General features: G+C 70.1%; 19 protein-coding genes. 9 read left to right on the top strand and 10 right to left on the bottom strand.

The window, feature by feature from the left end:
* Nucleotides 1–119: 119 nt before the first annotated feature.
* Genes thrC through ACFOWB_RS00915 form a run of 4 tightly spaced genes read left to right on the top strand, consistent with a single transcriptional unit; the run spans nt 120 to nt 6,377 of the window.
* On the top strand, nt 120–1,538 hold the full coding sequence (gene thrC / locus ACFOWB_RS00930; RefSeq protein WP_378145177.1) for a threonine synthase: 1,419 nt from the start codon (nt 120–122) through the stop codon (nt 1,536–1,538).
* Nucleotides 1,535–2,809 carry a M16 family metallopeptidase gene (locus ACFOWB_RS00925; RefSeq protein ID WP_261401741.1) on the top strand — a complete coding sequence of 425 codons (1,275 nt, stop codon included), beginning with the start codon at nt 1,535–1,537 and terminating at the stop codon, nt 2,807–2,809. The genes thrC and ACFOWB_RS00925 overlap by 4 nt, the downstream gene beginning before the upstream one ends.
* A gap of 12 nt (nt 2,810–2,821) precedes the next feature.
* Nucleotides 2,822–3,406: a GNAT family N-acetyltransferase gene (locus tag ACFOWB_RS00920; protein ID WP_378145174.1), complete on the top strand. Its 585-nt coding sequence runs from the start codon at nt 2,822–2,824 to the stop codon at nt 3,404–3,406.
* Nucleotides 3,407–3,464: 58 nt separating this feature from the next.
* Nucleotides 3,465–6,377 carry an EAL domain-containing protein gene (locus ACFOWB_RS00915; protein WP_378145172.1) on the top strand — a complete coding sequence of 971 codons (2,913 nt, stop codon included), beginning with the start codon at nt 3,465–3,467 and terminating at the stop codon, nt 6,375–6,377.
* 224 nt (nt 6,378–6,601) lie between these two features.
* Here the strand turns inward: ACFOWB_RS00915 and pyk are convergent, their stop codons facing one another.
* From pyk to ACFOWB_RS00900, 3 genes are read right to left on the bottom strand one after another with little or no spacing between them, the layout of a single operon-like run.
* Nucleotides 6,602–8,050, bottom strand: coding sequence for a pyruvate kinase (gene pyk / locus ACFOWB_RS00910; RefSeq protein ID WP_261401744.1), 1,449 nt, complete (start codon nt 8,048–8,050; stop codon nt 6,602–6,604).
* The gene (locus ACFOWB_RS00905; protein WP_261401745.1) at nt 8,047–8,571 is read right to left on the bottom strand and encodes a DUF1036 domain-containing protein; all 525 of its coding nucleotides are present in this window, start codon (nt 8,569–8,571) and stop codon (nt 8,047–8,049) included. Before ACFOWB_RS00905 ends, pyk begins: the two co-directional genes overlap by 4 nt.
* A gap of 59 nt (nt 8,572–8,630) precedes the next feature.
* On the bottom strand, nt 8,631–9,935 hold the full coding sequence (locus ACFOWB_RS00900; protein WP_378145170.1) for a glycerate kinase type-2 family protein: 1,305 nt from the start codon (nt 9,933–9,935) through the stop codon (nt 8,631–8,633).
* A 115-nt stretch (nt 9,936–10,050) separates the two neighbouring features.
* Here ACFOWB_RS00900 and ACFOWB_RS00895 point away from each other — a divergent pair, with 115 nt between their 5' ends.
* Nucleotides 10,051–10,872: an N-formylglutamate amidohydrolase gene (locus tag ACFOWB_RS00895; protein ID WP_261401746.1), complete on the top strand. Its 822-nt coding sequence runs from the start codon at nt 10,051–10,053 to the stop codon at nt 10,870–10,872.
* Complete coding sequence (locus ACFOWB_RS00890; protein ID WP_261401747.1) at nt 10,873–11,187, top strand: DUF1244 domain-containing protein; 315 nt, start codon at nt 10,873–10,875, stop codon at nt 11,185–11,187.
* An 18-nt stretch (nt 11,188–11,205) separates the two neighbouring features.
* Here ACFOWB_RS00890 and ACFOWB_RS00885 read toward each other — a convergent pair whose 3' ends face one another.
* Nucleotides 11,206–11,946 carry a class I SAM-dependent methyltransferase gene (locus tag ACFOWB_RS00885; RefSeq protein WP_261401748.1) on the bottom strand — a complete coding sequence of 247 codons (741 nt, stop codon included), beginning with the start codon at nt 11,944–11,946 and terminating at the stop codon, nt 11,206–11,208.
* A gap of 183 nt (nt 11,947–12,129) precedes the next feature.
* Nucleotides 12,130–13,287 carry an AAA family ATPase gene (locus ACFOWB_RS00880; protein ID WP_378145168.1) on the bottom strand — a complete coding sequence of 386 codons (1,158 nt, stop codon included), beginning with the start codon at nt 13,285–13,287 and terminating at the stop codon, nt 12,130–12,132.
* Between the two features lie 131 nt (nt 13,288–13,418).
* Between ACFOWB_RS00880 and gloB the strand changes: the two genes are divergently transcribed.
* Nucleotides 13,419–14,177, top strand: a complete 759-nt coding sequence (gene gloB / locus ACFOWB_RS00875) for a hydroxyacylglutathione hydrolase (RefSeq protein WP_378145166.1) — start codon at nt 13,419–13,421, stop codon at nt 14,175–14,177.
* On the top strand, nt 14,174–14,632 hold the full coding sequence (locus ACFOWB_RS00870; RefSeq protein ID WP_378145164.1) for a cupin domain-containing protein: 459 nt from the start codon (nt 14,174–14,176) through the stop codon (nt 14,630–14,632). Before gloB ends, ACFOWB_RS00870 begins: the two co-directional genes overlap by 4 nt.
* Before the next feature lie 16 nt (nt 14,633–14,648).
* On the opposite strand, the gene yddG is transcribed toward ACFOWB_RS00870, so the two are convergent.
* The 5 genes from yddG to ACFOWB_RS00845 all read right to left on the bottom strand — a co-directional run bounded on the left by yddG (nt 14,649) and on the right by ACFOWB_RS00845 (nt 18,933).
* Nucleotides 14,649–15,527 carry an aromatic amino acid exporter YddG gene (gene yddG / locus ACFOWB_RS00865; RefSeq protein ID WP_378145162.1) on the bottom strand — a complete coding sequence of 293 codons (879 nt, stop codon included), beginning with the start codon at nt 15,525–15,527 and terminating at the stop codon, nt 14,649–14,651.
* A 93-nt stretch (nt 15,528–15,620) separates the two neighbouring features.
* A complete protein-coding gene (locus tag ACFOWB_RS00860; protein WP_261401749.1) occupies nt 15,621–16,166 on the bottom strand; it encodes a chlorite dismutase family protein in 546 nt (181 codons plus the stop codon).
* 278 nt (nt 16,167–16,444) lie between these two features.
* Complete coding sequence (gene phbB / locus ACFOWB_RS00855) at nt 16,445–17,167, bottom strand: acetoacetyl-CoA reductase (RefSeq protein WP_378145159.1); 723 nt, start codon at nt 17,165–17,167, stop codon at nt 16,445–16,447.
* A gap of 104 nt (nt 17,168–17,271) precedes the next feature.
* Nucleotides 17,272–18,453, bottom strand: coding sequence for an acetyl-CoA C-acetyltransferase (locus ACFOWB_RS00850; RefSeq protein ID WP_261401750.1), 1,182 nt, complete (start codon nt 18,451–18,453; stop codon nt 17,272–17,274).
* 138 nt (nt 18,454–18,591) lie between these two features.
* A complete protein-coding gene (locus ACFOWB_RS00845; protein WP_261401751.1) occupies nt 18,592–18,933 on the bottom strand; it encodes a hypothetical protein in 342 nt (113 codons plus the stop codon).
* A 361-nt stretch (nt 18,934–19,294) separates the two neighbouring features.
* On the opposite strand from ACFOWB_RS00845, the gene phaR reads away from it, so the two are divergent.
* Nucleotides 19,295–19,885, top strand: coding sequence for a polyhydroxyalkanoate synthesis repressor PhaR (gene phaR / locus ACFOWB_RS00840; RefSeq protein ID WP_261401752.1), 591 nt, complete (start codon nt 19,295–19,297; stop codon nt 19,883–19,885).
* Nucleotides 19,886–19,978 lie beyond the last annotated feature (93 nt).

Below are 19,978 nucleotides of genomic sequence, written 5' to 3'. Positions count from 1 at the left end.
CCCGCAGCTCGCGTCCGCCAATCGGGGGAAGAATGGGCGAGGCCCCCTCGCTTGCGAGCGAGGCCCCGCGCGCCTAGTTTGGCGGGCCCCCGACGCGTGCATGAAAGTCTCCGCCTCCGATGTCACTCGCCTATGTCTCGACCCGCGGCGAAGCGCCTGCGCTCGGCTTCGCCGACGCGATGCTCGCGGGCCTCGCCCGCGACGGCGGGCTCTATGTTCCCGAGACCTGGCCGACGCTCTCTCCTGAGACCATCGCGGGCTTCGCAGGCCGCCCCTACGCCGAAGTGGCGGAAGCCGTCATCGCGCCTTACGTCGGCGACGCCGTCGCGCCCGAGAAGCTGCGCGCCATGATCCGCGAGGCCTACGCGGCTTTCCGGCATCCGGCCGTCGCGCCGCTGGTGCAGATCGGCGACAACCGCTTCGTGCTCGAGCTGTTCCACGGGCCCACCATCGCGTTCAAAGACGTCGCCATGCAGCTGCTCGCGCGGCTGATGGACCACGTGCTGGCCGAGCGGGGCCTTCGCACCACGATCGTCGGCGCGACGTCGGGCGACACCGGCGGCGCGGCGATCGAGGCCTTCCGTGGGCGCGAGCGCGCCGACGTCTTCATTCTGATGCCGCACGGCAAGGTGTCGGACGTCCAGCGCCGGCAGATGACGACTGCGCCCGACGACAACGTCCACGCCATCGCGGTCGACGGCTCGTTCGACGACTGCCAGGCGCTGGTGAAGGCCGCGTTCAACCACCACGCCTTCCGCGACCGGATGGCGCTTGGCGGGGTGAACTCGATCAACTGGGCGCGCGTGCTGGCGCAGGTGGTCTACTATTTCACCGCAGCGGTCGCGCTCGGAAGCCCGGCGCGCAAGGTCGACTTCGTGGTGCCGACGGGCAATTTCGGCGACATCTTCGCGGGCTACGTGGCCAAGCGCATGGGGCTTCCGATCGGCCGGCTCGTCATCGCCACCAACGTCAACGACATCCTGGCGCGCACGCTGGAGACCGGGCGCTACGAGGTGAAGGGCGTCGAGCCCACCAGCTCGCCCTCGATGGACATCCAGGTCTCGTCGAACTTCGAGCGCCTGCTGTTCGACGCCGGCGGCCGCGACGCCTCCGCGGTCCGCCGCGCCATGGCCTCGCTGTCGCAGTCCGGCTCCTTCACGCTCGATGAGACGACGCTTGCGAACATCCGCGCCGAGTTCGACGCCGGCCGCGCCGACGAGGCCGCGGTCGCCGAGGTCATCGGCCGGGTGAAGCGCGAGACCGACTATCTGCTCGACCCGCACACCGCGGTCGGCGTCTCGGTCGCCGAGCGCGCCGGGCTCGATCCTGCGACGCCGACCGTCGTGCTCGCCACCGCCCATCCCGCCAAGTTCCCGGACGCCGTCGAGGCCGCCTCGGGCGTTCGTCCGGACCTGCCCGTCCATTTGTCCGAGCTCATGGACGCGCCGGAACGCGTCAACCAGTTGCCGAACGATCTCGACGAGCTCGAAGCCTTCGTCGAAAAGCGCGCCCGCGTCGCCCGCGAGGCCGCAGCGTGAGCCCGCGTCTCACCGTGCTGCCCTCGGGCGTCGCGGTGATCACCGACGCGATGCCGGAGCTCGGCACCGCGGCTGTCGGCGTCACCTTCGGGGCGGGGGCGCGCTCGGAGACCGAAAAAGAGCACGGTCTCGCGCATTTCCTCGAGCACATGGCGTTCAAGGGCACGGCCCGCCGCTCCGCGCGCCAGATCGCCGAGGAGATCGAGCAGGTCGGCGGCGACCTCAACGCAGCGACGGGCGTCGAGCAGACCGGCTACTCGGCCCGTGTGCTCGCCGCCGACGTCGGCCTCGCGCTCGACATGCTGGCCGACATCGTGATCGAGCCGTCGTTCGATCCGACCGAGATCAAGCGCGAGCAGAACGTCGTGGTGCAGGAGATCGGCGGGGTGGAGGACACGCCCGACGACCTCGTCTTCGACTGGCTGCAAGAGACCGCATTCCCGAACCAGACGCTCGGCCGGTCGATCCTCGGCACGCCGAAATCAGTGCGCGGGCTCGACCGAGACCTGCTCAGCGGCTTCCGCGATCGCTGCTACCGCGCCAAGGACACGGTGGTGACGGCCGCAGGCGCGGTCGACCACGAGGCGGTGGTGGCCGAAGCCGAGAAGCGCTTCGCCGGACTTCCAGCGGGCGAGGCCCCGAAGCCCGCGCTCGCGGCTTACGTCGGCGGCGACCGCCGCGCGAAGCGCGACTACGAGCAGCTCCACGTCACGATCGCGTTCGAGGGCCGGGCCTTCGACGCCGAGGACGTCTATGCCGCGCAGGTCTTCGCCAATCTCGCAGGCGGCGGCATGTCCTCGCGCCTGTTCCAGGAGGTGCGCGAGGAGCGCGGGCTCGCCTATTCGGTCAATGCGTTCCACTGGTCCTACGCCGACTCAGGCCTCTTTGGGGCCTATGCGGCGCTCGGCCCGGAGGACGCAGCCGACATCCTGCCCGTCATGATCGACGTGCTGCTGCAGGCGGCCGAGACCGCCGACGAGCGCGAGGTCGAGCGCGCCAAGGCGCAAATGAAGGCCGGGCTGCTGATGTCGCTCGAGCAGCCGGCCTCGCGCGCCGATCATCACGCCCGCCACCAGCTCGCCTTCGGCCGCCCGCTCGACGTCGCCGAGACGGTCCAGAAGATCGAGGCGGTCACGGTCGCGGCCGTGCGCGAAAGCGGCCGCGCGCTGATGACCTCGGCCCCGACGCTTGCGGCCGTCGGCCCGATCCGGCGCCTCACGCCTCCCGAACGCCTCGCCGAGCGGCTCGGCCGCCGCGCCTCCGCGGCCTGAGGCGGGACCGGGATGGCGTTTTTCCGCTCTCTCGCCGCAGCCGAGACCGTCCCGACGCTGACCGGCGACGGCGTGAAGCTGCGCACGCCCCAGATGGCCGACTATCCGGCCTGGAGCCAGCTTCGCGAGGAGAGCCGCGCCTTTCTACAGCCATGGGAGCCGACCTGGCCGGCCGACGACGTCTCGCGCCTGGCCTTCCGCAAGCGGCTGAAGCGCTATGTCCGGGAACTCGAGAGCGACCAGGCCTATCCGTTTTTCGTGTTCCGCGCCGATGGCGCGCTGGTCGGCGGGGTGACGGTCAGCCAGATCCGCCGCGGCGTGTCGCAGACCTGCTCGCTCGGCTACTGGATGGGCGCGGGCCATGCGGGGCGCGGCCATATGAGCGCCGCCGTCAAGGCGCTCGCGCCCTTCGTATTCCAGACGCTGAAGCTGCGCCGGGTCGAGGCCGCCTGCCTGCCGCACAACCAGGCCTCGATCCGCCTGCTCGAAAAGTCGGGGTTCAAGCGCGAAGGCTATGCGCGCGAATATCTGTGCATCGACGGACGCTGGCAGGATCACCTGCTCTATGCGCTTCTGCGCAGCGACGGCGTGAGCTAACGTGCCGACGCTGCGTCGCCCTGCGTTCCGGGCGAAACTTACCAGGAGTGCCGAGGCGTTGCGTATCCTCCGCCTGCCCCTTCTCGCGATCGCGCTGCTGGTCGCGGCGCTCGGCTTCGCAGGATCCGCAGGCGCCGCCCCACCGCTCTCCGTCCAGCCCGACGACGAGGCCGTCGACCTCACCCCCGCGATCGAACGTCCTGTGGGACAGGCCGACCGCATCCAGGTTGCGACCCAGCCGGGGCCGGACGGCATCGTGCGGCGCATCGAGGTGCGCGCCGAGACCCCCGGCGACGGCCGCCAGTGGGTGGTGTTCTCGTTGAAGAACGAGGGCGACGAGCAGATCGATCGCCTGCTGGTCTCGCCATATTTCCGGTTTTCGGGCTCGGGCGCGGTGTGGCCCGACCTCGGCTCGGAGCGCATCCGGGCGCTGACGGCGAGCCAGGGCCTCAAGCCCGAGCGGCAGGGCGCCGACGACGCCGACGTGTTTCGGTTGACGCTCGATCCGGGCGCGACCGTCACCTACGTGGCCGAGCTCGCCTCGCCGACGCTTCTGCAACTCACCCTCTGGGAGCCCGACGCCTACAAGGACAAGGTGAACTCCTTCACCCTGTTCCGCGGCATCATGCTCGGGATCGCGGGCCTGCTGGCGCTGATCCTCACCATCCTCTTCGTGGTGAAGGGCTCGATGATGTTCCCGGCGGCCGCCGCGCTCGCCTGGTCGGTGCTGTTCTATCTCGGCGTCGACTTCGCCTTCTGGCGCAACATTCTCGATCTCGATCCCGCGGCCGACCGGATCCTGAGGGCGGGCGGCGAGGCGGGCTTCGCCGCGACGCTGCTCGTGTTCCTGTTCGCCTATCTCAATCTCGGCCGCTGGCACGTCCGCTACAGCCACGTGGTCGGCGTCTGGCTCGTCTTCCTGTTCGTCACGATCGGGCTCTCGGCCTACGACCCGTCGATCGCCGCGGGCCTCGCGCGCCTGTCGCTGGCCGCGATCGCGGCGGTGGGCTTCGGCGTCGTGGTCTGGCTCGCGCTTCAGGGCTACGACCGCGCGGTGACGCTCGCGCCCACCTGGCTGCTGCTGCTGGTCTGGGTGTGCGCCGCAGGCGCGGCCGTCAGCGGGCCGCTGGCGAACGAGCTCGTCGCCCCCGCGCTCTTCGGCGGGCTCGTGCTTCTGACGCTGCTCATCGGCTTCACGGTGATGCAGCACGCCTTCGCGGGCGGCGTGGTGGACCAGGGCGGCGCCTCCGACATCGAGCGCCGGGCGCTCGCGGTGATGGGCGCGGGCGACGTCGTCTGGGACTGGGACGTGGTCGTCGACCAGGTCCACGCCGCGCCCGAGCTCGAGGCGGCGCTCGGCCTCCGTCGCGGCGCCCTTCAGGGCCCGGCCGCGGACTGGGCCGAAATCGTGCACCCGGCCGATCGCGACCGTTTCCGCGCCGCGCTCGACGCGCTCGTCGACGAGCGCCGGGGCCGCCTGGTCGAGACGTTCCGCCTGCGCGGCGCCGACGGGCACCATCTCTGGTACATGCTGCGCGCGCGCCCCGTGGTCGGGGCCGACGGCGAGGTGGTGCGCTGCGTCGGCACGCTGCTCGACGTCAACGCCTCCAAGACGACCGAGGAGCGCCTGCTTCAGAACGCCGTTGAGGACAATCTCACGGGCCTGCCGAACCGCCGCCTGTTCCTCGACCGCATCGAGGCCGCGCTCGCCTTCGTCGAGGGCGAGGCGGGCGCCCGACCGTCCGTGATGGTGCTCGACATCGATCGCTACAAGAAGCTCAACGACGCGGTCGGCGTCGGCACCGGCGACACGATCCTCATCACGGTCGCGCGCCGCCTGACCCGGCTGATGCGCCCGCAGGACACGCTGGCGCGGCTTGGCGGCGACCAGTTCGGTCTGCTGCTCGTCTCGGCCCGCGACGCCGAGAGCGCCGGCGCCTTCGCCGAAGCCCTGAAGCGGGCGATCGGCGCGCCGATCTCGTTCGGCGGACGCGAACTGCGGCTCACCGCCTCCATCGGCCTCGCGCCGGGCGACAGCGCCCAGGAGGCCGAGGGCGTCCTGAAGAACGCCGAAGTCGCGATGTACCATGCCAAGCGCTTCGGCGGAGATCATGTCGAGACCTTCCGCCCGAACATGCGCGCGGCGACCACGGACCGCCTTCTGGTGTCGGGCGAGCTCGCGCGCGCGCTCGAACGCGACGAGCTGAGGGTCCACTACCGGCCGGTCGTGCGTCTCGACGACCGCTCGATCGCCGGCTTCGAGGCGGCGCTGCGCTGGGAGCATCCGCGCTACGGCCGCAGGCCGCCGCAGGAGTTTCTCGCCATCGCCGAGGAGACCGGCCTCATCGTCGATTTCGGCCTGTTCGCCCTCGAGGAGGCGGCGCGCCAGCTCGGCGTCTGGCAGGATCAGGTGCCCGGCGAGCCGCCGCTGTTCATGACGGTCGCGGCCTCGGGCGCGCAGTTCCTGCGGCAGGAGCTCGTCCACGACGTCGCGCAGGCGCTCTCGCGCCACAGCCTCGCGCCAGGCTCCCTCAAGATCGGGCTGGCCGAGAGCCTCGTGCTCGATAGCCCCGAGCATTCGGCCCACATCCTCGAGCGTCTGCGCGACGTCGGCGCGGGTCTCGCGCTCGACGAATTCGGCGCCGGCTTCTCGAACCTCCCGCTGCTCGAGCGGCTGCCCTTCGACGTCCTGAAGATCGACCGGTCGCTGATGCGCCCGCAGGCCGGCGGCGACCGCTCGCCGATGATCCGCGCGATCGTGCGCCTGTCGCAGGAGCTCGGCATCGAGGTCGCGGCCGACGGCGTCGACACGGACTCCGACGCCGTCGAGTTCTACCATCTCGGGGCGACCTACGGTCAGGGCTTCGCCTTCGGCGAGCCTCAGCCGGCCGCCCAGTGCGACCGCCTTCTCGGCCTCGCGCCGCAGGGGGTCGCCCGCCGCGTGATGCAGGGCGCGCTGAGGCGCGGGTGAGCGCTGCCCGGAGGGGCGATCGAGACGCGTCGCCCTCTTGTCCCGGCCTTGAGCCGGGACCCAGAGCCGAGACGGCTCTCAAGAAAAGCTGCGGCCGTCCTGTTTCGTGTTGAAAGCGCATCGGGTCTGGGTCCCGGATCAAGTCCGGGACAAGGGCGGCGCGCCGAACGAAAAACGCCGCCCCGAGGGCGGCGTTTTCATTTCGATCCGGAACGATAAACGCCTCAGCGACGCTCGTTGTCCGCGCCCTTGCCGTCGGCCGAGATGTAGGCGATGCGCAGCATGTTGGTGGCGCCCGGCGTCCTGAGCGGCACGCCCGCCGAGACGATCACCCGGTCGCCGCTGTTGGCGAAGCCTTCCGCGCGGGCGAAGTCGCAGGCGCGGTCCACCATGTCGTCAAGGTCGTAGGCGTCGCTCGTCAGCAGCGAGTGGATGCCCCAGGTCAGCGTCAGGCGCCGGCTGGTGTCGAGGTTCGGCGTCAGCGCGATGATCGGGGTCTTGGGCCGCTCGCGCGCCGCGCGGCGCGCGGTGGTGCCGCCCGCCGTCCAGCACATGATGACCGAAAGATCGAGCGTCTCGGCGATCTGGCGGGCGGCCGCCGAGATCGCGTCGGCGCCGGTGGGCTCGGGAACCGCGTGCTGGGCGTCGATGATCGAGCGGTAGTAGGGGTCGCTTTCGACGTTGCGGGCGATCGAGTCCATCATCGACACCGCCTCGATCGGGTAGGAGCCGGCGGCGCTCTCGGCCGAGAGCATGATGGCGTCCGCGCCCTCGAACACCGCGGTTGCGACGTCCGAGGTCTCGGCGCGGGTCGGGGTCGGCTGGGTTATCATCGACTCCAGCATCTGGGTCGCGACGATCACCGGCTTGCCGGCGCGCCGGCAGGCGCGGGTCATCTGCTTCTGCAGCCCCGGCACCTTCTCGATCGGCATCTCCACGCCGAGGTCGCCGCGCGCCACCATGATGGCGTCCGAGAGCTCGATGATCTCGGAGAGCCGCGTCATGGCCTGGGGCTTCTCGACCTTGGTCATCACCGCGCAGCGGCCCTGGATGATGTCCTTGGCCTCGGTGATGTCCTCCGGACGCTGCACGAAGGAGAGCGCGATCCACTCGCAGCCGGTCTCCAGCGCCGCGTCGAGGTCGGCGTGGTCCTTCGGCGTCATGGCCGAAGTCTTGATGGTGGTGTCCGGCAGGCTGACGCCCTTGCGGTCCGACATGCGCCCGCCCACGACCACGCGGGTCACGGTCTCGGTCGCGGTCGAGCTTTCGGCCACGAGCCGCACCTTGCCGTCGTCGAGCAGCAGGTTGTGGCCGGGCTCCAGCGCCTCGAGGATCTCGGGATGGGGCAGCTGGACGCGGGTCTTGTCGCCGGGCTCGGGATTGGAGTCGAGCGTGAAGGTCTGGCCCTTCTCGAGCATCACCGCGCCGTCCGCGAACTTGCCGAGACGCAGCTTCGGGCCCTGTAGGTCGACCAGGATGCCGATCGGGCGCCCGACCCTCTTTTCCGTGGAGCGGATGATTCCGACGAGCTCGCGCAGCCGGTCGTGGCTCGTGTGGCTCATGTTGATGCGGAAGACGTCCGCGCCGGCCGCGAACAGCTTGCCGACCATCTCCTGCGTCGACGACGACGGTCCGAGCGTCGCGACGATCTTGGTTCTGCGAAGCCGCCTCATCGCGCGTCGCCGGATGCTGGCGCGAGGTCGACGCGACGGTCGGGGGCAGGCGGAGGAGTGAGGGCGCCGGCGGCCGAGGGCTTCACGCCCTGGCCGCGCCCGGTCGGCTCGGTCAATTGCACTGTCCAGCTCTTCTGTTCGCCGGTGTCGATCTCGAAAAAGCCTGACCGGTCATAGCCGCGCGCCAGGCAGTCCTCGATCCCCTTGATGGTGAATTCCTTGTCGCGGGTGCACATGTAGGCCTTGCCGTTCCATTCCCCGCCGCGGTCGTAGTCGATCGCGTAGACGTAGTAGAAGCGCGCCGAGAGCGGTCCGCGCAGCAGCGTCTCGCACGAATTGGCCCCGACGTTCCACCAACCTTCGGTCGACCAGGTCTCGTGGTCCTTGTAGCCCACCGAGACCCCAACCCGACTCGAGGTCTTGTTGCAGAGCCTAAAGTCGGCGAACGCAGGAGATGTGACGAAGGCCGTCGCCGAAAGGCAGATTCCAAGCCCGAAGGCGAGGCGGACAAAGTCAAGCATTCGAGTTTGTTCTTCCGACGGATGCGGCCGCCTCGGGGCCTCGTCGGCACGACTTATCGCTAGGCCGGGTCGGGGATGTCAACGAGCACGATGCGGATGTCGTTGACGTTGGTGCAGGTCGGGCCGGTCTGGAGCAGGTCGCCGGTCTTCTCGAAATAGCCGGTCGAATCGTTGTTCTCGAGGAACGCCCGGTGGTCCGCGCCTTCCGAAAATCCTCGCGCCGCCGTGCCGGGATCGACCACCGCGCCGGCCGGGTCGGTCGGCGCGCCGCCGCCGCCGTCCGCGCCGTCGGTGTCGCCGGCGAGCGCCGCCCAGTTCGCCAGTCCCTCGAGCGCGCCGACGAGCGCGAGCGCATACTCCTGGTTGGGCCCGCCGCGACCGCCTTCGCCGCGAATCGTGACGGTGAGCTCGCCGGCCGAGATCAGCGCGACGGGCTTCGCGAGCCCTGTCAGATCGCGGGCGATCGCGGCGTGTTCGGCGGCGACCTCGCGGGCCTCGCCCTCGAGATCGGCCCCGACCACGCGGACTTCGACGCCCGCCTGTTCGAGCGTCTGGATCGCCGCCTGCAGCGCGTCGGCCGGGCGCGAGACGACGACGAAGCTCGCGCTGTCGAAGGCGGCGTCGCCGGGCTTCGGGCTCTCGTTCGCCGGATTCGACAGCGCCGCGGCGACGTCGGGATGCGGGGTCACCTTGAAGCGCTCCAACGCCGCGCGGGCGTCGGCGAGCGTCGAGGGATCGGGGACCGTGGGGCCGGAAGCGATGACCGACGGGTCGTCGCGCGGCACGTCCGAGATCGCGAGCGCGACGAGCTTGGCCGGATGCGCAGCCGCGGCGAGGCGCCCGCCCTTGATCTTCGACAGGTGCTTGCGGACGGTGTTGATCGCGTCGATCGGCGCGCCCGAGCGCAGCAGCGCCTTGGTGGTGGCTTGCTTCGCCGAGAGGTCGAGCCCGTCGGCGGGCGACACCCAGTTGGCCGATCCGCCGCCGGTGATGAGCGCGAGCACGAGGTCGTCGGGACCCGCCTCCTTGGCGATCGCGATGGTGTCGGCGGCGCCTTGCAGGCCGGCGGCGTCCGGCACCGGGTGGCCGGCCTCCACGACCTTCACGAACTCGGTCGGCCGGGCGTGGCCGTGGCGCGTGACCGCAAGGCCCGTCAACCGGTCCGGGCCGAGCCCGTGGGTCTCGCGGTAGAACTTTTCGGCGACCTCGGCGCAGGCGCCCGCGCCCTTGCCGGCCGCAAGCACGATCACCTTGCCCTTCGGCGGGGCCGGGAAGTGGGGCGGCATGCAGATCGAGGGATGGGCGGCCGCGACCGCCGCCTCGAAGGCGCGGCGCAACAGCGAACGGCGCTCGTCTGGCGTCATCGGCGGATCCCCCGTGTCTGGCCCGCTTGACGCGCGGGTCTTCGGCCGCGCGCAGTCGCGCCGCCGCCCTTCCTATGGCATAGGCCCACGGCCATCACTACTCTCAGGCAACCCCATGCGCTGCGACCCATTTTCGCCCGAGACGAAAGACGAAGCCCCGCCCTTCGAGGTCGTGGAGGGCCGCGCCGGCTCGCGGCTCGTGCTCACCTGCGACCACGCCTCGAACCGCGTTCCGCCCGAACTCGGCGACCTCGGTCTCGGCGAAGAGACGTTTCGGCGCCACATCGCCTACGACATCGGCATGCGCGGCGTGACGCTGCGGCTCGCAGAGCTGCTCGGCGCGCATGCGGTGCTGTCGACGTTTTCGCGCCTCGTCATCGATCCGAACCGCGGCGAGGACGACCCGACGCTGCTGATGCGGCTCTCTGACGGCGACCTCATCCCCGGCAATGCGAGGGTCGGGGAGGACGAGCGGACCCGCCGCCTGAACCGGCTCCACCGGCCCTATCACGGCGCCGTCACGGCGACGCTCGACGCGATCGTCGACGCCGGGGAGACGCCTCTGATCCTGGCGATGCACTCATTCACGCCAGCCTGGAAGAGCGTGCCGCGGCCCTGGCATGTCGGCCTGCTTTGGGACCTCGACGACCGCGTGGCCAAGCCGCTGCTCGCCGCGCTCGCGGCCGAGGACGGGATCGTGGTCGGGGACAACGAGCCTTACGACGGCGCCCTCATCGGCGACGGCATGAACCGCCACGGCACCAATCGCGGCTTTCCGCACGTGCTGGTCGAGATCCGGCAGGATCTCGTGGGCGGCGAGGAGGGGCAGGCCGAATGGGCCGAGCGCTTCGCGCGCCTCGTTCCGCCGCTGCTCGACCTGTCCGAGACGCGCCGCATCGTCCATTACGGAACCCGCGCAGGAACAAGGAGACGCTAGATGACCGAGCTTCCGGGCGTCGACGCCAAGACCACGACCGAACTCGAGGCCGCGGCGTTCCGCCGGCTCGTCGAGCATCTGCGCGGACGCACCGACGTGCAGAACATCGACCTCATGAACCTCGCGGGCTTCTGCCGGAACTGCCTGTCGAACTGGCTGAAGGACGCAGCCGACGCGCAGGGCTTGTCCGTGAGCAAGGAGCAGGCGCGCGAGGCCGTCTACGGCATGCCCTATGACGAGTGGAAGGCGAAGCACCAGAGCGAGGCGACGCCCGACCAGAAGGCCGCCTTCGGAAAATCCGGCGGCGGCCACTGAAGGGCCGCTTCGCCGCCGTCAGATCTGGGGCGCGGGCGCGCCGACGGGGGCCGGCCTCAGCGCCGGCGCGACGCGCGCCTTGCGGGACGGGCGCGCCGGGATGGCGCGCATCGCCTGCTTCGAGGCCTCGACCACATGGACGCCCGCGAACGGGCCCCAGAGTCGGGCGCCGATCCGCTCGAAAGCGAGCGCCGAGCGCAAGGCGAGCCGGCCCTCGAGCGGCGGCATGAACAGCGCCTCGCCCCAGCCCTCCGGCGCAAACAGCGCCTCGCGAAGCAACTCGTTGAGCTGGCTGCGGCTGAACGGACGTCCATGGCCGAAAGGGGTCGCGTCCGATTGCGCCCAGGCGCCGCGGCGGTTCGGCGCGATCACGATCAGCCGGCCGCCGGGCGCAAGGCAGCGCCAGGCCTCCCGCAGCACCTCGACGGCGCTTTCGGACGTCTCGAGCGCGTGCGCGGCCACGATCCGGTCGGCGGCGGCGTCCGGCAGCGGCCACATGCCGTCGTCGACGAGCGCCGCGGCGTTCGGGCGGCCCTCGGGCCAGGCCGCGACGCCGGTCTGGGCCGGGCAGAAGGCGAGCAGCCGCTCCGCGTCGTCCCGAAAGACGCCGAGATAGGGCGCGGCGTAGCCGATCCCGAGCACGCGCTGACCGCGCAGGTCCGGCCAGCGGGCGCGGAGTTTGGCGCGCAGCACGCGCCGCGCGATCTCGCCGAGCGGGCGGGCGTAGAACTCGCGGAGATCGACGACGTCGAGAGCCATGGCGCCCTTATGTAGCGGGGCGCGTCACAAACGACGACTCACGCGGATGAGAGGCGCGGTCGTCATGCCTGCGCCTTCGCGCGGGCATCCACGACTTCGGCGTAGAGTTCTGCGATCTCAGAAAGTCGTGGATGCCTGGCCGCCGCCGGGCATGACGGCGGCGTTTGTCGAATGCGATTGCGCTCACCGTTTCGGCCAGTCCCAGCGCGGACGGTCGTCGTCGCTCGCCAGAGCCGTCTCTCCGAAGGACTTTTCGAGCTCGATCCGCCGCGCGCCGGCGTCGGCGAGCGCCTCGACCAGCGGCATGGCGTGCGACACCACCACGACCTGCGACCGCTCGGACGCCAGCGCGATGAGCCTGCCGAGCGGACCGAGAAGGTCGGGGTGGAGGCTGGTCTCGGGCTCGTTCAGCACCATGAGCGCGGGCGGCCGCGGCGAGGTCAGCGCGGCGACGAGCAGCAGATAGCGCAGCGTGCCGTCCGAGAGCTCGGCGGTGCGCAAGGGGCGCAACAGGCCGTGCTGGCGCATCTCGACCTCGAACCAGCCGTCATTCGAGACGACCTCGACGGACGCCCCCGGAAACGCGTCGTCGATCGCGACTCGCAGGCCCTCGGCGTCGCCGATCTCGCGAACGGTCTGCAGCGCGGCCGCAAGGTTCGCGCCGTCTCCGTCGAGCACGGGCGTGTAGGTGCCGATCTGCGGCCGTCGGGCGGGCGCGTCGCGGTCGGTGCGCAGCAGATCGTAGAAGCGCCAATCGCGCATGTGCTCGCGCAGCGTCAGAAGCTCGACGCCGTCGCGCGGGTCGGCGCAGTGCGTCATCATGCTGTCGAAGGTCGCGAGCTGCGTGGAGGCCTGCCGCCACGCGCCGTCCTCGCCGCGGATGCGCACGCCCGGTCCGCGGCGCTCGGCGAACAGGTTGGAACGGCCGAGACATTCGCCGGTCCACAGCGCCTCAGCTTTGATCTGCGGATCGAGACTGAACATGCTTGGCGGTATCGGCGGCGGAAAGCCGAGATCGATCGCGTATCCATAGTCCTCGCCCGCAAAGCCGAGCTTCAGCCCGACCGGGCCCTTCGGCGCTAGGCCCTCGACCTCGTGTTCGCCGCGCCGGACCGACGCCGCGATCGTCTTCGGCCCTGCCCAGAGCGTCGACTGCACGCCGCCTTCGCCCGCGAGCGACTGGATCACGCGGCCCTGCGCGACGTCGGCGAGGAGCCGCAGCGAGCGGTAAAGGCTCGATTTTCCGGAGCCGTTCGCGCCTGTCACGACATTGAGCCGCGACAGGACGAGACGGAGATCTCTGAGGGAGCGATAGCCGGAGACGGCGAGACGAGTGATCATGGCGCCAGTCTAGCGCGGCGGCGCGCGCTCGGGCACCGCCGGGCGCATACGGACGCGTGATCGGCGCCTCGGCTCCTTGACCCCGAGGGCGCCGCCGCTAGCCTTCCGGTCCGAATCTCCCGGGAGCTCCCATGCCAGCCGAAATCGTCCTCGTTCCCTGCCTCAGCGACAATTACGCGGTGCTCCTGCACGAAGGCGACACGACGGTCCTCGTCGACGCGCCGGAGGCGAAGCCGATCCTCGATGCGCTGCGGGAGAGGAACTGGCGACTGACCGACATCCTCATCACCCACAAGCACGCGGACCATGTGGGAGGCCTGCCGGAGCTCTGGAACGACTACAGGGCGACCGTCTACGGCCCGAAGGACGAGGCCCAGCACATCCCCGGCCTCGACGTCCCGCTCTCCGAGGGAGACGTCGCCAAGATCGGGCCCTGGAGCTTCGAGACCATCGCGACGCCGGGCCACACCAAGGGCCATGTGGTGTTCTTCGAGCCGCGCGAAAAATGGCTGTTCGCTGGCGACACGCTGTTCGCGATGGGCTGCGGGCGGCTGTTCGAGGACACGCCGGAGGCGATGTGGCGCTCGCTCTCGAAGCTCGCCAAGCTGCCGAACGAGACGCGCGTCTGGTGCGGGCACGAATACACGCTCTCGAACGCCAAGTTCTGCGCCTCGATCCTGCCCGGCGACGTCGCGATCGCAGAGCGCCTGAAGAAGATCGAGGCCGCGCGGGCGAAGGGCGAGCCGACCGTGCCGTCCACCATCGGCGCGGAGAAGGCCACCAACGTCTTTCTGCGCGCGGCCGAAGACAAGGTCGCGGCGGCGGTCGGGCTCGACGGCGACGCGGCGGCGGTGTTCGCCGAGCTTCGCGACCGAAAGAACCGCGGATGACCGGGCTCGAAGGGCTTTCCGCCGACACCGTCGCTAGCCTGCTCGATCTCGAGCCGCACCCGGAAGGCGGGCGGTTTCGCGAGGTGTTCCGCGATCCTGCGACCGACGCGAATGGCCGGGCGCGCTCGACCGCGATCTACTTTCTGCTGGCCGCAGGGGAAGTGTCGGCCTGGCATAAGGTCGACGCCGTCGAGATCTGGCACCACTACGCCGGCGCGCCGCTTGCGCTGACGCTCTCGCCGAACGGCCACGACGCCGAGGCCCACCGGCTCGGGCCGAACCTTCCCGCCGGCGACCGGCCGCAGGTGGTGGTTCCGGCCGGCTGGTGGCAGGCGGCGGAGTCGCTTGGGGAGTGGACGCTGGTCGGCTGCACGGTCGCGCCGGGCTTCGAGTTCTCGGGCTTCGAGATGGCCCCGCCGGACTGGCGTCCGACGCCGCGCAAGACTGGCGACTGAGAGGAACTGCGTCCTTCTAGTTTTTCACCCGCCCGCCGAGCGTCGCGACCAGCGCGCCGCCGACGATGAGCGCGCAGGCGGCGAGGAGCGCCGGCGAAGCCTGCGCGTAGCCGAAGGCGACGAGCAGCAGTGTCGAGATCAGCGGCGCCGCATAGGCCGCGACGCCCAAGAGGCGCACGTCGCCGCGCTTCATGCCGACGTCCCAGACGAAGAAGGCGAGGCCGACGGGCCCGAGCCCGAGCCCGAGCACGGCGAGCCATTCGCCGGTGGTCCCCGGCCAGACGGTCGTCTCGAGCGCGACATGGCAGAGCGCCGCAAGCGCGGCGGTGGCGAGGCAGAAGCCCGCCACCGCCTCGGTCGGCGTCTTGGCGAAGAAGCGGCTCGAGACCGAATAGGCGGCCCACACCACCGCGCACGCGACCGCCGACAGATAGCCGAGCAGATGCGCGCCCTCGAACGACAGCCCGTCGCCGGCCCGCGCGCCGATGAGCAGCGCGGTGCCGCACAGCCCCGCGGCCGCCCCAAAAAGATGGCGGACCGTCAATCGCTCGCCCGGCAGCGCCGCGGAGAACAACACGATGAGCAGCGGCCACAGATAGGCGACGAGGCTCGCTTCCGCCGGCGGCGAGAGCTTCAGGGCCGTGAAATAGAAGAAGTGGAAGCCGAACAGGCCCCCGACCCCATGGGCCCAGACGGCCGGCGGCTGGCGAAGCGCAGTTGCAAGCCCGCCGGGCCGCAACGCCGCCACCGCGCAGCCGGCGACCCCTGCGATCGCGAAGGTCAGCGCCGTAAGCAGGAACGGCGGCGTGGCGCCGGTCGCGGCCGTCAGCAGCGCGAGCGTCGACCAGAGGGCGATGGCGGTGAGGCCGATGAGGGTGGCGCGGGCGGGGGTCATGCCGCGCGGTCATAGCCGCGCCGCGCGGCGCCCGGAAGAGCGATGGAGCCGCAGCCGCCTTGTCCGGGATTGGGGCCGGGATGAGACGGCGTTTCAGTCCCGGACCAGCCGAACGTCGACCTCATGCTCGACGAAGCGCCATTCCTCGGTCTCGCGCAGGCGCGTCACCAGCGTCTCGAACGCGTCCTCGTGTTCCGGCGCATATTCGAACCAGGTGAGGAAATCGAACGGCTCGCCGAGGTCGCGGCCGTGATGCAGGCGTCGCGCGACCGCGGGCAGATAGTCGAGCCCGATCGCGATGTGGCGCGAGCGCTCCTCCATGACGGCGCGGCGCTCGTCCTGCGCGAGCGCCCACCAGGCCTCGGACTTGCGGATCGGGATCAGCGCCGCGCGGGTCGCCGTGGGGCGGCCGAGCTCCTCCTGCCTGGCCGCAAGAGCGTCGAGCTCCGCGCGTTTCGAATAGCGGGCGTTGCTGGTCGTGCCGCGCAGCACGAAGCCGGCCTGATCGGCGAGGACGCCTTCGCGCACCGCGAGCCGTTCGGCCGGCGGCGGCGCGGATCCGACGACGGCGCGCATCGAGGCGATCCGCCACTCGCCGGCGTCGCCGAAGCAGAAGCTGAAAATCGAAGGGCGCGGCATGCCCCGATTACGGAGCAGGCCGCGCCCTTGTTACAAGAGCTTTCTGCGAACGGTCATTCCGGAAGGGCGACGGAGCCGCCGCAGCCGTTGTCCCGGACTTGATCTGGGACCCAGAACCGATGCGGTTCCCGGAAGACGTGGCGGGCGTGGCGCTCTAGCAAGATGCGGGTCGGTTCTGGGTCCCGGATCAAGTCCGGGACATGAAAGAGCTTTGTTCCGTCCGAAGCGCAATCCCGGCTCTCGCTCGCGCTCGGCCGGGACGACGCCTCGTCGACGGCTCAGGTGATGTACTGGCCGCCGTTGATGGTCAGCGTCGAGCCGGTGACGAAGCCGGCCTTCTCGCTCGCGAGATAGACCACGGCCTCGGCGATCTCGTCGCTTTCGCCGAGACGGCCGACCGGGATGGTGGCGATGATCGACTCGCGCACCTTCTCAGGCACCGCCATCACCATTTCGGTCGCGATGTAGCCCGGGGCGATCGCGTTCACGGTGACGCCCTTCTTGGCGTTCTCCTGAGCGAGCGCCTTGGTGAAGCCGATGACGCCCGCCTTGGCCGCGGAATAGTTAGCCTGGCCCATCTGGCCCTTCTGGCCGTTGATGGAGGTGATGTTGATGATGCGCCCGAAGCCGCGCTCACGCATGCCGTCGATGACGGGACGGGTCATCGTGAACATGGAGTCGAGGTTGGTGGACATCACCTCGCGCCATTGCTCGAACGTCGCCTTGTGGAACATGCCGTCGCGGGTGATGCCGGCGTTGTTCACCAGCACGTCGACCGGGCCGACCTCGGCCTCGACCTTGGCGATGCCGTCCGCGCAGGACTGCGGATCGCCCACGTCCCACTTGAACACGGCGATGCCGTGCTGGTCCTTGAAGGCGTTCGCCTTCTCGTCGTTGCCGGCATAGGTCGCGGCCACCTTGTAGCCGGCGTTCTTGAGCGCGATCGAGATCGCCTCACCGATGCCGCGGGTTCCGCCAGTCACGAGCGCGACGCGCGCCATTGCGATTCCTCCCTGAAAAACCAGTTCGATCGGTCGGGCTTGTGGCCGCCCGGCTCAGTGCGCGCGGAGTGCATGGGCGCTCCGCGCGTCGTCCTGCAAAAAGCTCAGTCGCGCTCGAGGCACATGGCGATGCCCATGCCGCCGCCGATGCAGAGCGTGGTGAGGCCCTTCTTGGCGTCGCGCTTGCCCATCTCATGCAGCAGGGTGACGAGCACGCGCGCGCCCGACGCGCCGATCGGATGCCCGATCGCGATCGCGCCGCCGTTGACGTTCACCTTCGAGACGTCCCAGCCGAGGTCCTTGTTGACCGCGCAGGCCTGCGCCGCGAAGGCCTCGTTGGCCTCGATCAGATCGAGGTCGGAGGCCGACCAGCCGGCCTTTTCGAGCGCCTTGCGCGAGGCCGGGATGGGGCCCGAGCCCATCACCGACGGGTCGACGCCCGCCTGCGCCCAACTCGCGATGCGGGCGAGCGGCGTCAGGCCCTTCTCCTGGGCGAGTTTGGCCGACATCACGATGAGGGCCGCGGCGCCGTCATTGATGCCGGAGGCGTTGCCGGCCGTCACCGTGCCGTCCTTCGAGAAGGCGGGCTTCAGCTTCGTCATGGCGTCGAGCGTCGCGCCGTGGCGGATGTACTCATCCTGATCCACGACGACGTCGCCCTTGCGGCTCGACACCGTGACGGGCGCGATCTCGTCCTTGAACTTGCCGGCCTTCTGGGCGGCTTCGGCCTTGTTCTGGCTCGCGACCGCGAACTCGTCCTGCTGCTCGCGGGTGATCTGCCACTGGGTCGCGACGTTCTCGGCGGTGGTGCCCATGTGGTAGCCGTTGAAGGCGTCCCAGAGGCCGTCCTTGATCATCGTGTCGATGAACTTCATGTCGCCCATTTTCTGGCCCGGGCGCATGAGGGCCGCATGGGCCGACTGGCTCATGGACTCCTGGCCGCCCGCGACCACGATCGAGCTGTCGCCGTTCTTGATCGCCTGGCTGGCGAGCGCGACGGCGCGCAGCCCCGAGCCGCACACCTGGTTGATGCCCCAGGCCGAGGCCTCGATCGGCACGCCGGCGCCGATGGAGGCCTGACGGGCCGGGTTCTGCCCCTGAGCCGCGGTCAGGACCTGGCCGAGGATGACCTCCGACACTTCCTTCGGGTCGAGGCCGGCGCGCTCCAGCGCGGCCTTGATCGCGACCTTGCCGAGTTCATGCGCGGGGAGCGACGACAGCCCGCCCGAGAACGAGCCCACCGGGGTGCGCGCGGCGCTGACGATGACGACGTCGGTCTCGGCCATGAAGCTTCTCCTTCGCGAGGATTTCTGACGTCCAAACGGGCCCGTCCGGACGAGAGGGTCGTTGGGTTAATGGTGGCGCGCCCGAAGAGCGTCAAGACAGCCTTAGGTCATTGACCGAAGGTCTGATGCTGGCGTTCGTCAGCGCGCCACACGCTTGCTCGAGCCGCAGCGGAAGTCTCCCGCGAGCCCGTCGGAGAGCGCCCGCGCCTTCACGTTGGCCTGCGGCTCGACGACGTCGCCCATGATGCAGGACCGGCCGCCGGGTTCAAGCCGGTAGACCACCAGCCGGCTCTCGGTGAGTTTGCCCACCGACCTGCCGACCCGGTAGCGCACGATCGCGGCGGCGGGACGGCCGTCCGCGCCGAGGCGCCACTCGATCGTGGGCTGAGCCTCGAAAAACGAACCGATGTCGAGGTCCTCGTCGGCGGGCGCGCGTCCGAAGGAGAGCGCGGAGGAGTCGGAGTCCGCGGTCCACGTCACCCGTATTGTGGATGTGCCGGTGCACACCCGCACAGAGACCACGCCGGGTTCGGGCGATTTCGCCTCCGGACAGCGCTCGAAGTCGTGGCGTGTGTAGAGGCTGTCGGGCGCCGCGGCGGCCGGCGTCGCGAGGATGAGGGCCGTCGCGGCGGAAAGCGCCGCGCCCGCCCAAGGCCGTCCGGCGCGCTCCGATCAGGCGGCGCGCGAAAGTCGCTTCATCGTCCAAAGACTTATCTCCGCACTGCACAAAAAAGTGGCCGTCACAGAAATTTCGCCCTATCGTTCCGATGTTTCGATGCCTTTCGCGGCGCCGCGCGCCGGTCGGCTATCGCATTGCGGGAAGTGACGGAGACTGGCGCGTATGGCGAGCACGACCGATCCGATCACCATCAAGAAATACGCGAACCGTCGGCTCTACAATACGGGCACGAGCACCTACGTCACGCTCGAAGACCTCGCCTCCATGGTCAAGAAGGGCGAGGACTTCCAGGTGGTCGACGCCAAGACCGGCGACGACATCACCCATCAGGTGCTGACCCAGATCATCTTCGAGCAGGAGAACAAGGGGCAGAACCTGTTGCCCATTACCTTCCTGCGACAGCTCATCCGGTTCTACGGCGACCAGGTCCAGAGCTTCGTGCCCAAGTATCTCGAGCTTTCGATGGGCGCGCTGACCCGCGATCAGCAGAAGATGCGCGACGCGATGGGCGGCCTGCCGGGCGCGGCGCCGTTCCAGAACGCGATGGAGGAGCAGGTGCGCGCCAACATGGCGATGATGGAGCGCGCCTTCCGCATGTTCACCGTGTTCCCGGTCCAGGAGGGCGCGGCCGGCGAGGCCGCCGCCACAGCGCCGACGCCCAAGGCCAAGGATCCGGACGACCTCGACGATCTCCGCCGCGAGATGGCCGAGATGCGCGCGAGGCTCGACAAGATCGGCGGCGCGAAGGGCTGAACCGCCGGGGCTGATTTCCGAAGCGCCTGGCATCCCGGCTCTTCGCCGCTGCACGGCTGAGAGCATGCGGCCTCGGAACGCTTTTCTCGGACG

This window comes from Chenggangzhangella methanolivorans, from assembly GCF_042648545.1.
Classification (GTDB): domain Bacteria; phylum Pseudomonadota; class Alphaproteobacteria; order Rhizobiales; family Methylopilaceae; genus Methylopila; species Methylopila methanolivorans.
This window is presented reverse-complemented; position numbering and strand designations above follow the sequence as displayed.

What these genes read in the sequence shown, in the direction of transcription:
- thrC (WP_378145177.1), top strand. Translation starts at nt 120, where the DNA reads ATGTCACTCGCCTATGTCTCGACCCGCGGCGAAGCGCCTGCGCTCGGC.
- ACFOWB_RS00920 (WP_378145174.1), top strand. Translation starts at nt 2,822, where the DNA reads ATGGCGTTTTTCCGCTCTCTCGCCGCAGCCGAGACCGTCCCGACGCTG.
- pyk (WP_261401744.1), bottom strand. Translation starts at nt 8,050, where the DNA reads ATGAGGCGGCTTCGCAGAACCAAGATCGTCGCGACGCTCGGACCGTCG.
- ACFOWB_RS00905 (WP_261401745.1), bottom strand. Translation starts at nt 8,571, where the DNA reads ATGCTTGACTTTGTCCGCCTCGCCTTCGGGCTTGGAATCTGCCTTTCG.
- ACFOWB_RS00900 (WP_378145170.1), bottom strand. Translation starts at nt 9,935, where the DNA reads ATGACGCCAGACGAGCGCCGTTCGCTGTTGCGCCGCGCCTTCGAGGCG.
- ACFOWB_RS00895 (WP_261401746.1), top strand. Translation starts at nt 10,051, where the DNA reads ATGCGCTGCGACCCATTTTCGCCCGAGACGAAAGACGAAGCCCCGCCC.
- ACFOWB_RS00890 (WP_261401747.1), top strand. Translation starts at nt 10,873, where the DNA reads ATGACCGAGCTTCCGGGCGTCGACGCCAAGACCACGACCGAACTCGAG.
- ACFOWB_RS00885 (WP_261401748.1), bottom strand. Translation starts at nt 11,946, where the DNA reads ATGGCTCTCGACGTCGTCGATCTCCGCGAGTTCTACGCCCGCCCGCTC.
- ACFOWB_RS00880 (WP_378145168.1), bottom strand. Translation starts at nt 13,287, where the DNA reads ATGATCACTCGTCTCGCCGTCTCCGGCTATCGCTCCCTCAGAGATCTC.
- gloB (WP_378145166.1), top strand. Translation starts at nt 13,419, where the DNA reads ATGCCAGCCGAAATCGTCCTCGTTCCCTGCCTCAGCGACAATTACGCG.
- ACFOWB_RS00870 (WP_378145164.1), top strand. Translation starts at nt 14,174, where the DNA reads ATGACCGGGCTCGAAGGGCTTTCCGCCGACACCGTCGCTAGCCTGCTC.
- yddG (WP_378145162.1), bottom strand. Translation starts at nt 15,527, where the DNA reads ATGACCCCCGCCCGCGCCACCCTCATCGGCCTCACCGCCATCGCCCTC.
- ACFOWB_RS00860 (WP_261401749.1), bottom strand. Translation starts at nt 16,166, where the DNA reads ATGCCGCGCCCTTCGATTTTCAGCTTCTGCTTCGGCGACGCCGGCGAG.
- phbB (WP_378145159.1), bottom strand. Translation starts at nt 17,167, where the DNA reads ATGGCGCGCGTCGCGCTCGTGACTGGCGGAACCCGCGGCATCGGTGAG.
- ACFOWB_RS00850 (WP_261401750.1), bottom strand. Translation starts at nt 18,453, where the DNA reads ATGGCCGAGACCGACGTCGTCATCGTCAGCGCCGCGCGCACCCCGGTG.
- phaR (WP_261401752.1), top strand. Translation starts at nt 19,295, where the DNA reads ATGGCGAGCACGACCGATCCGATCACCATCAAGAAATACGCGAACCGT.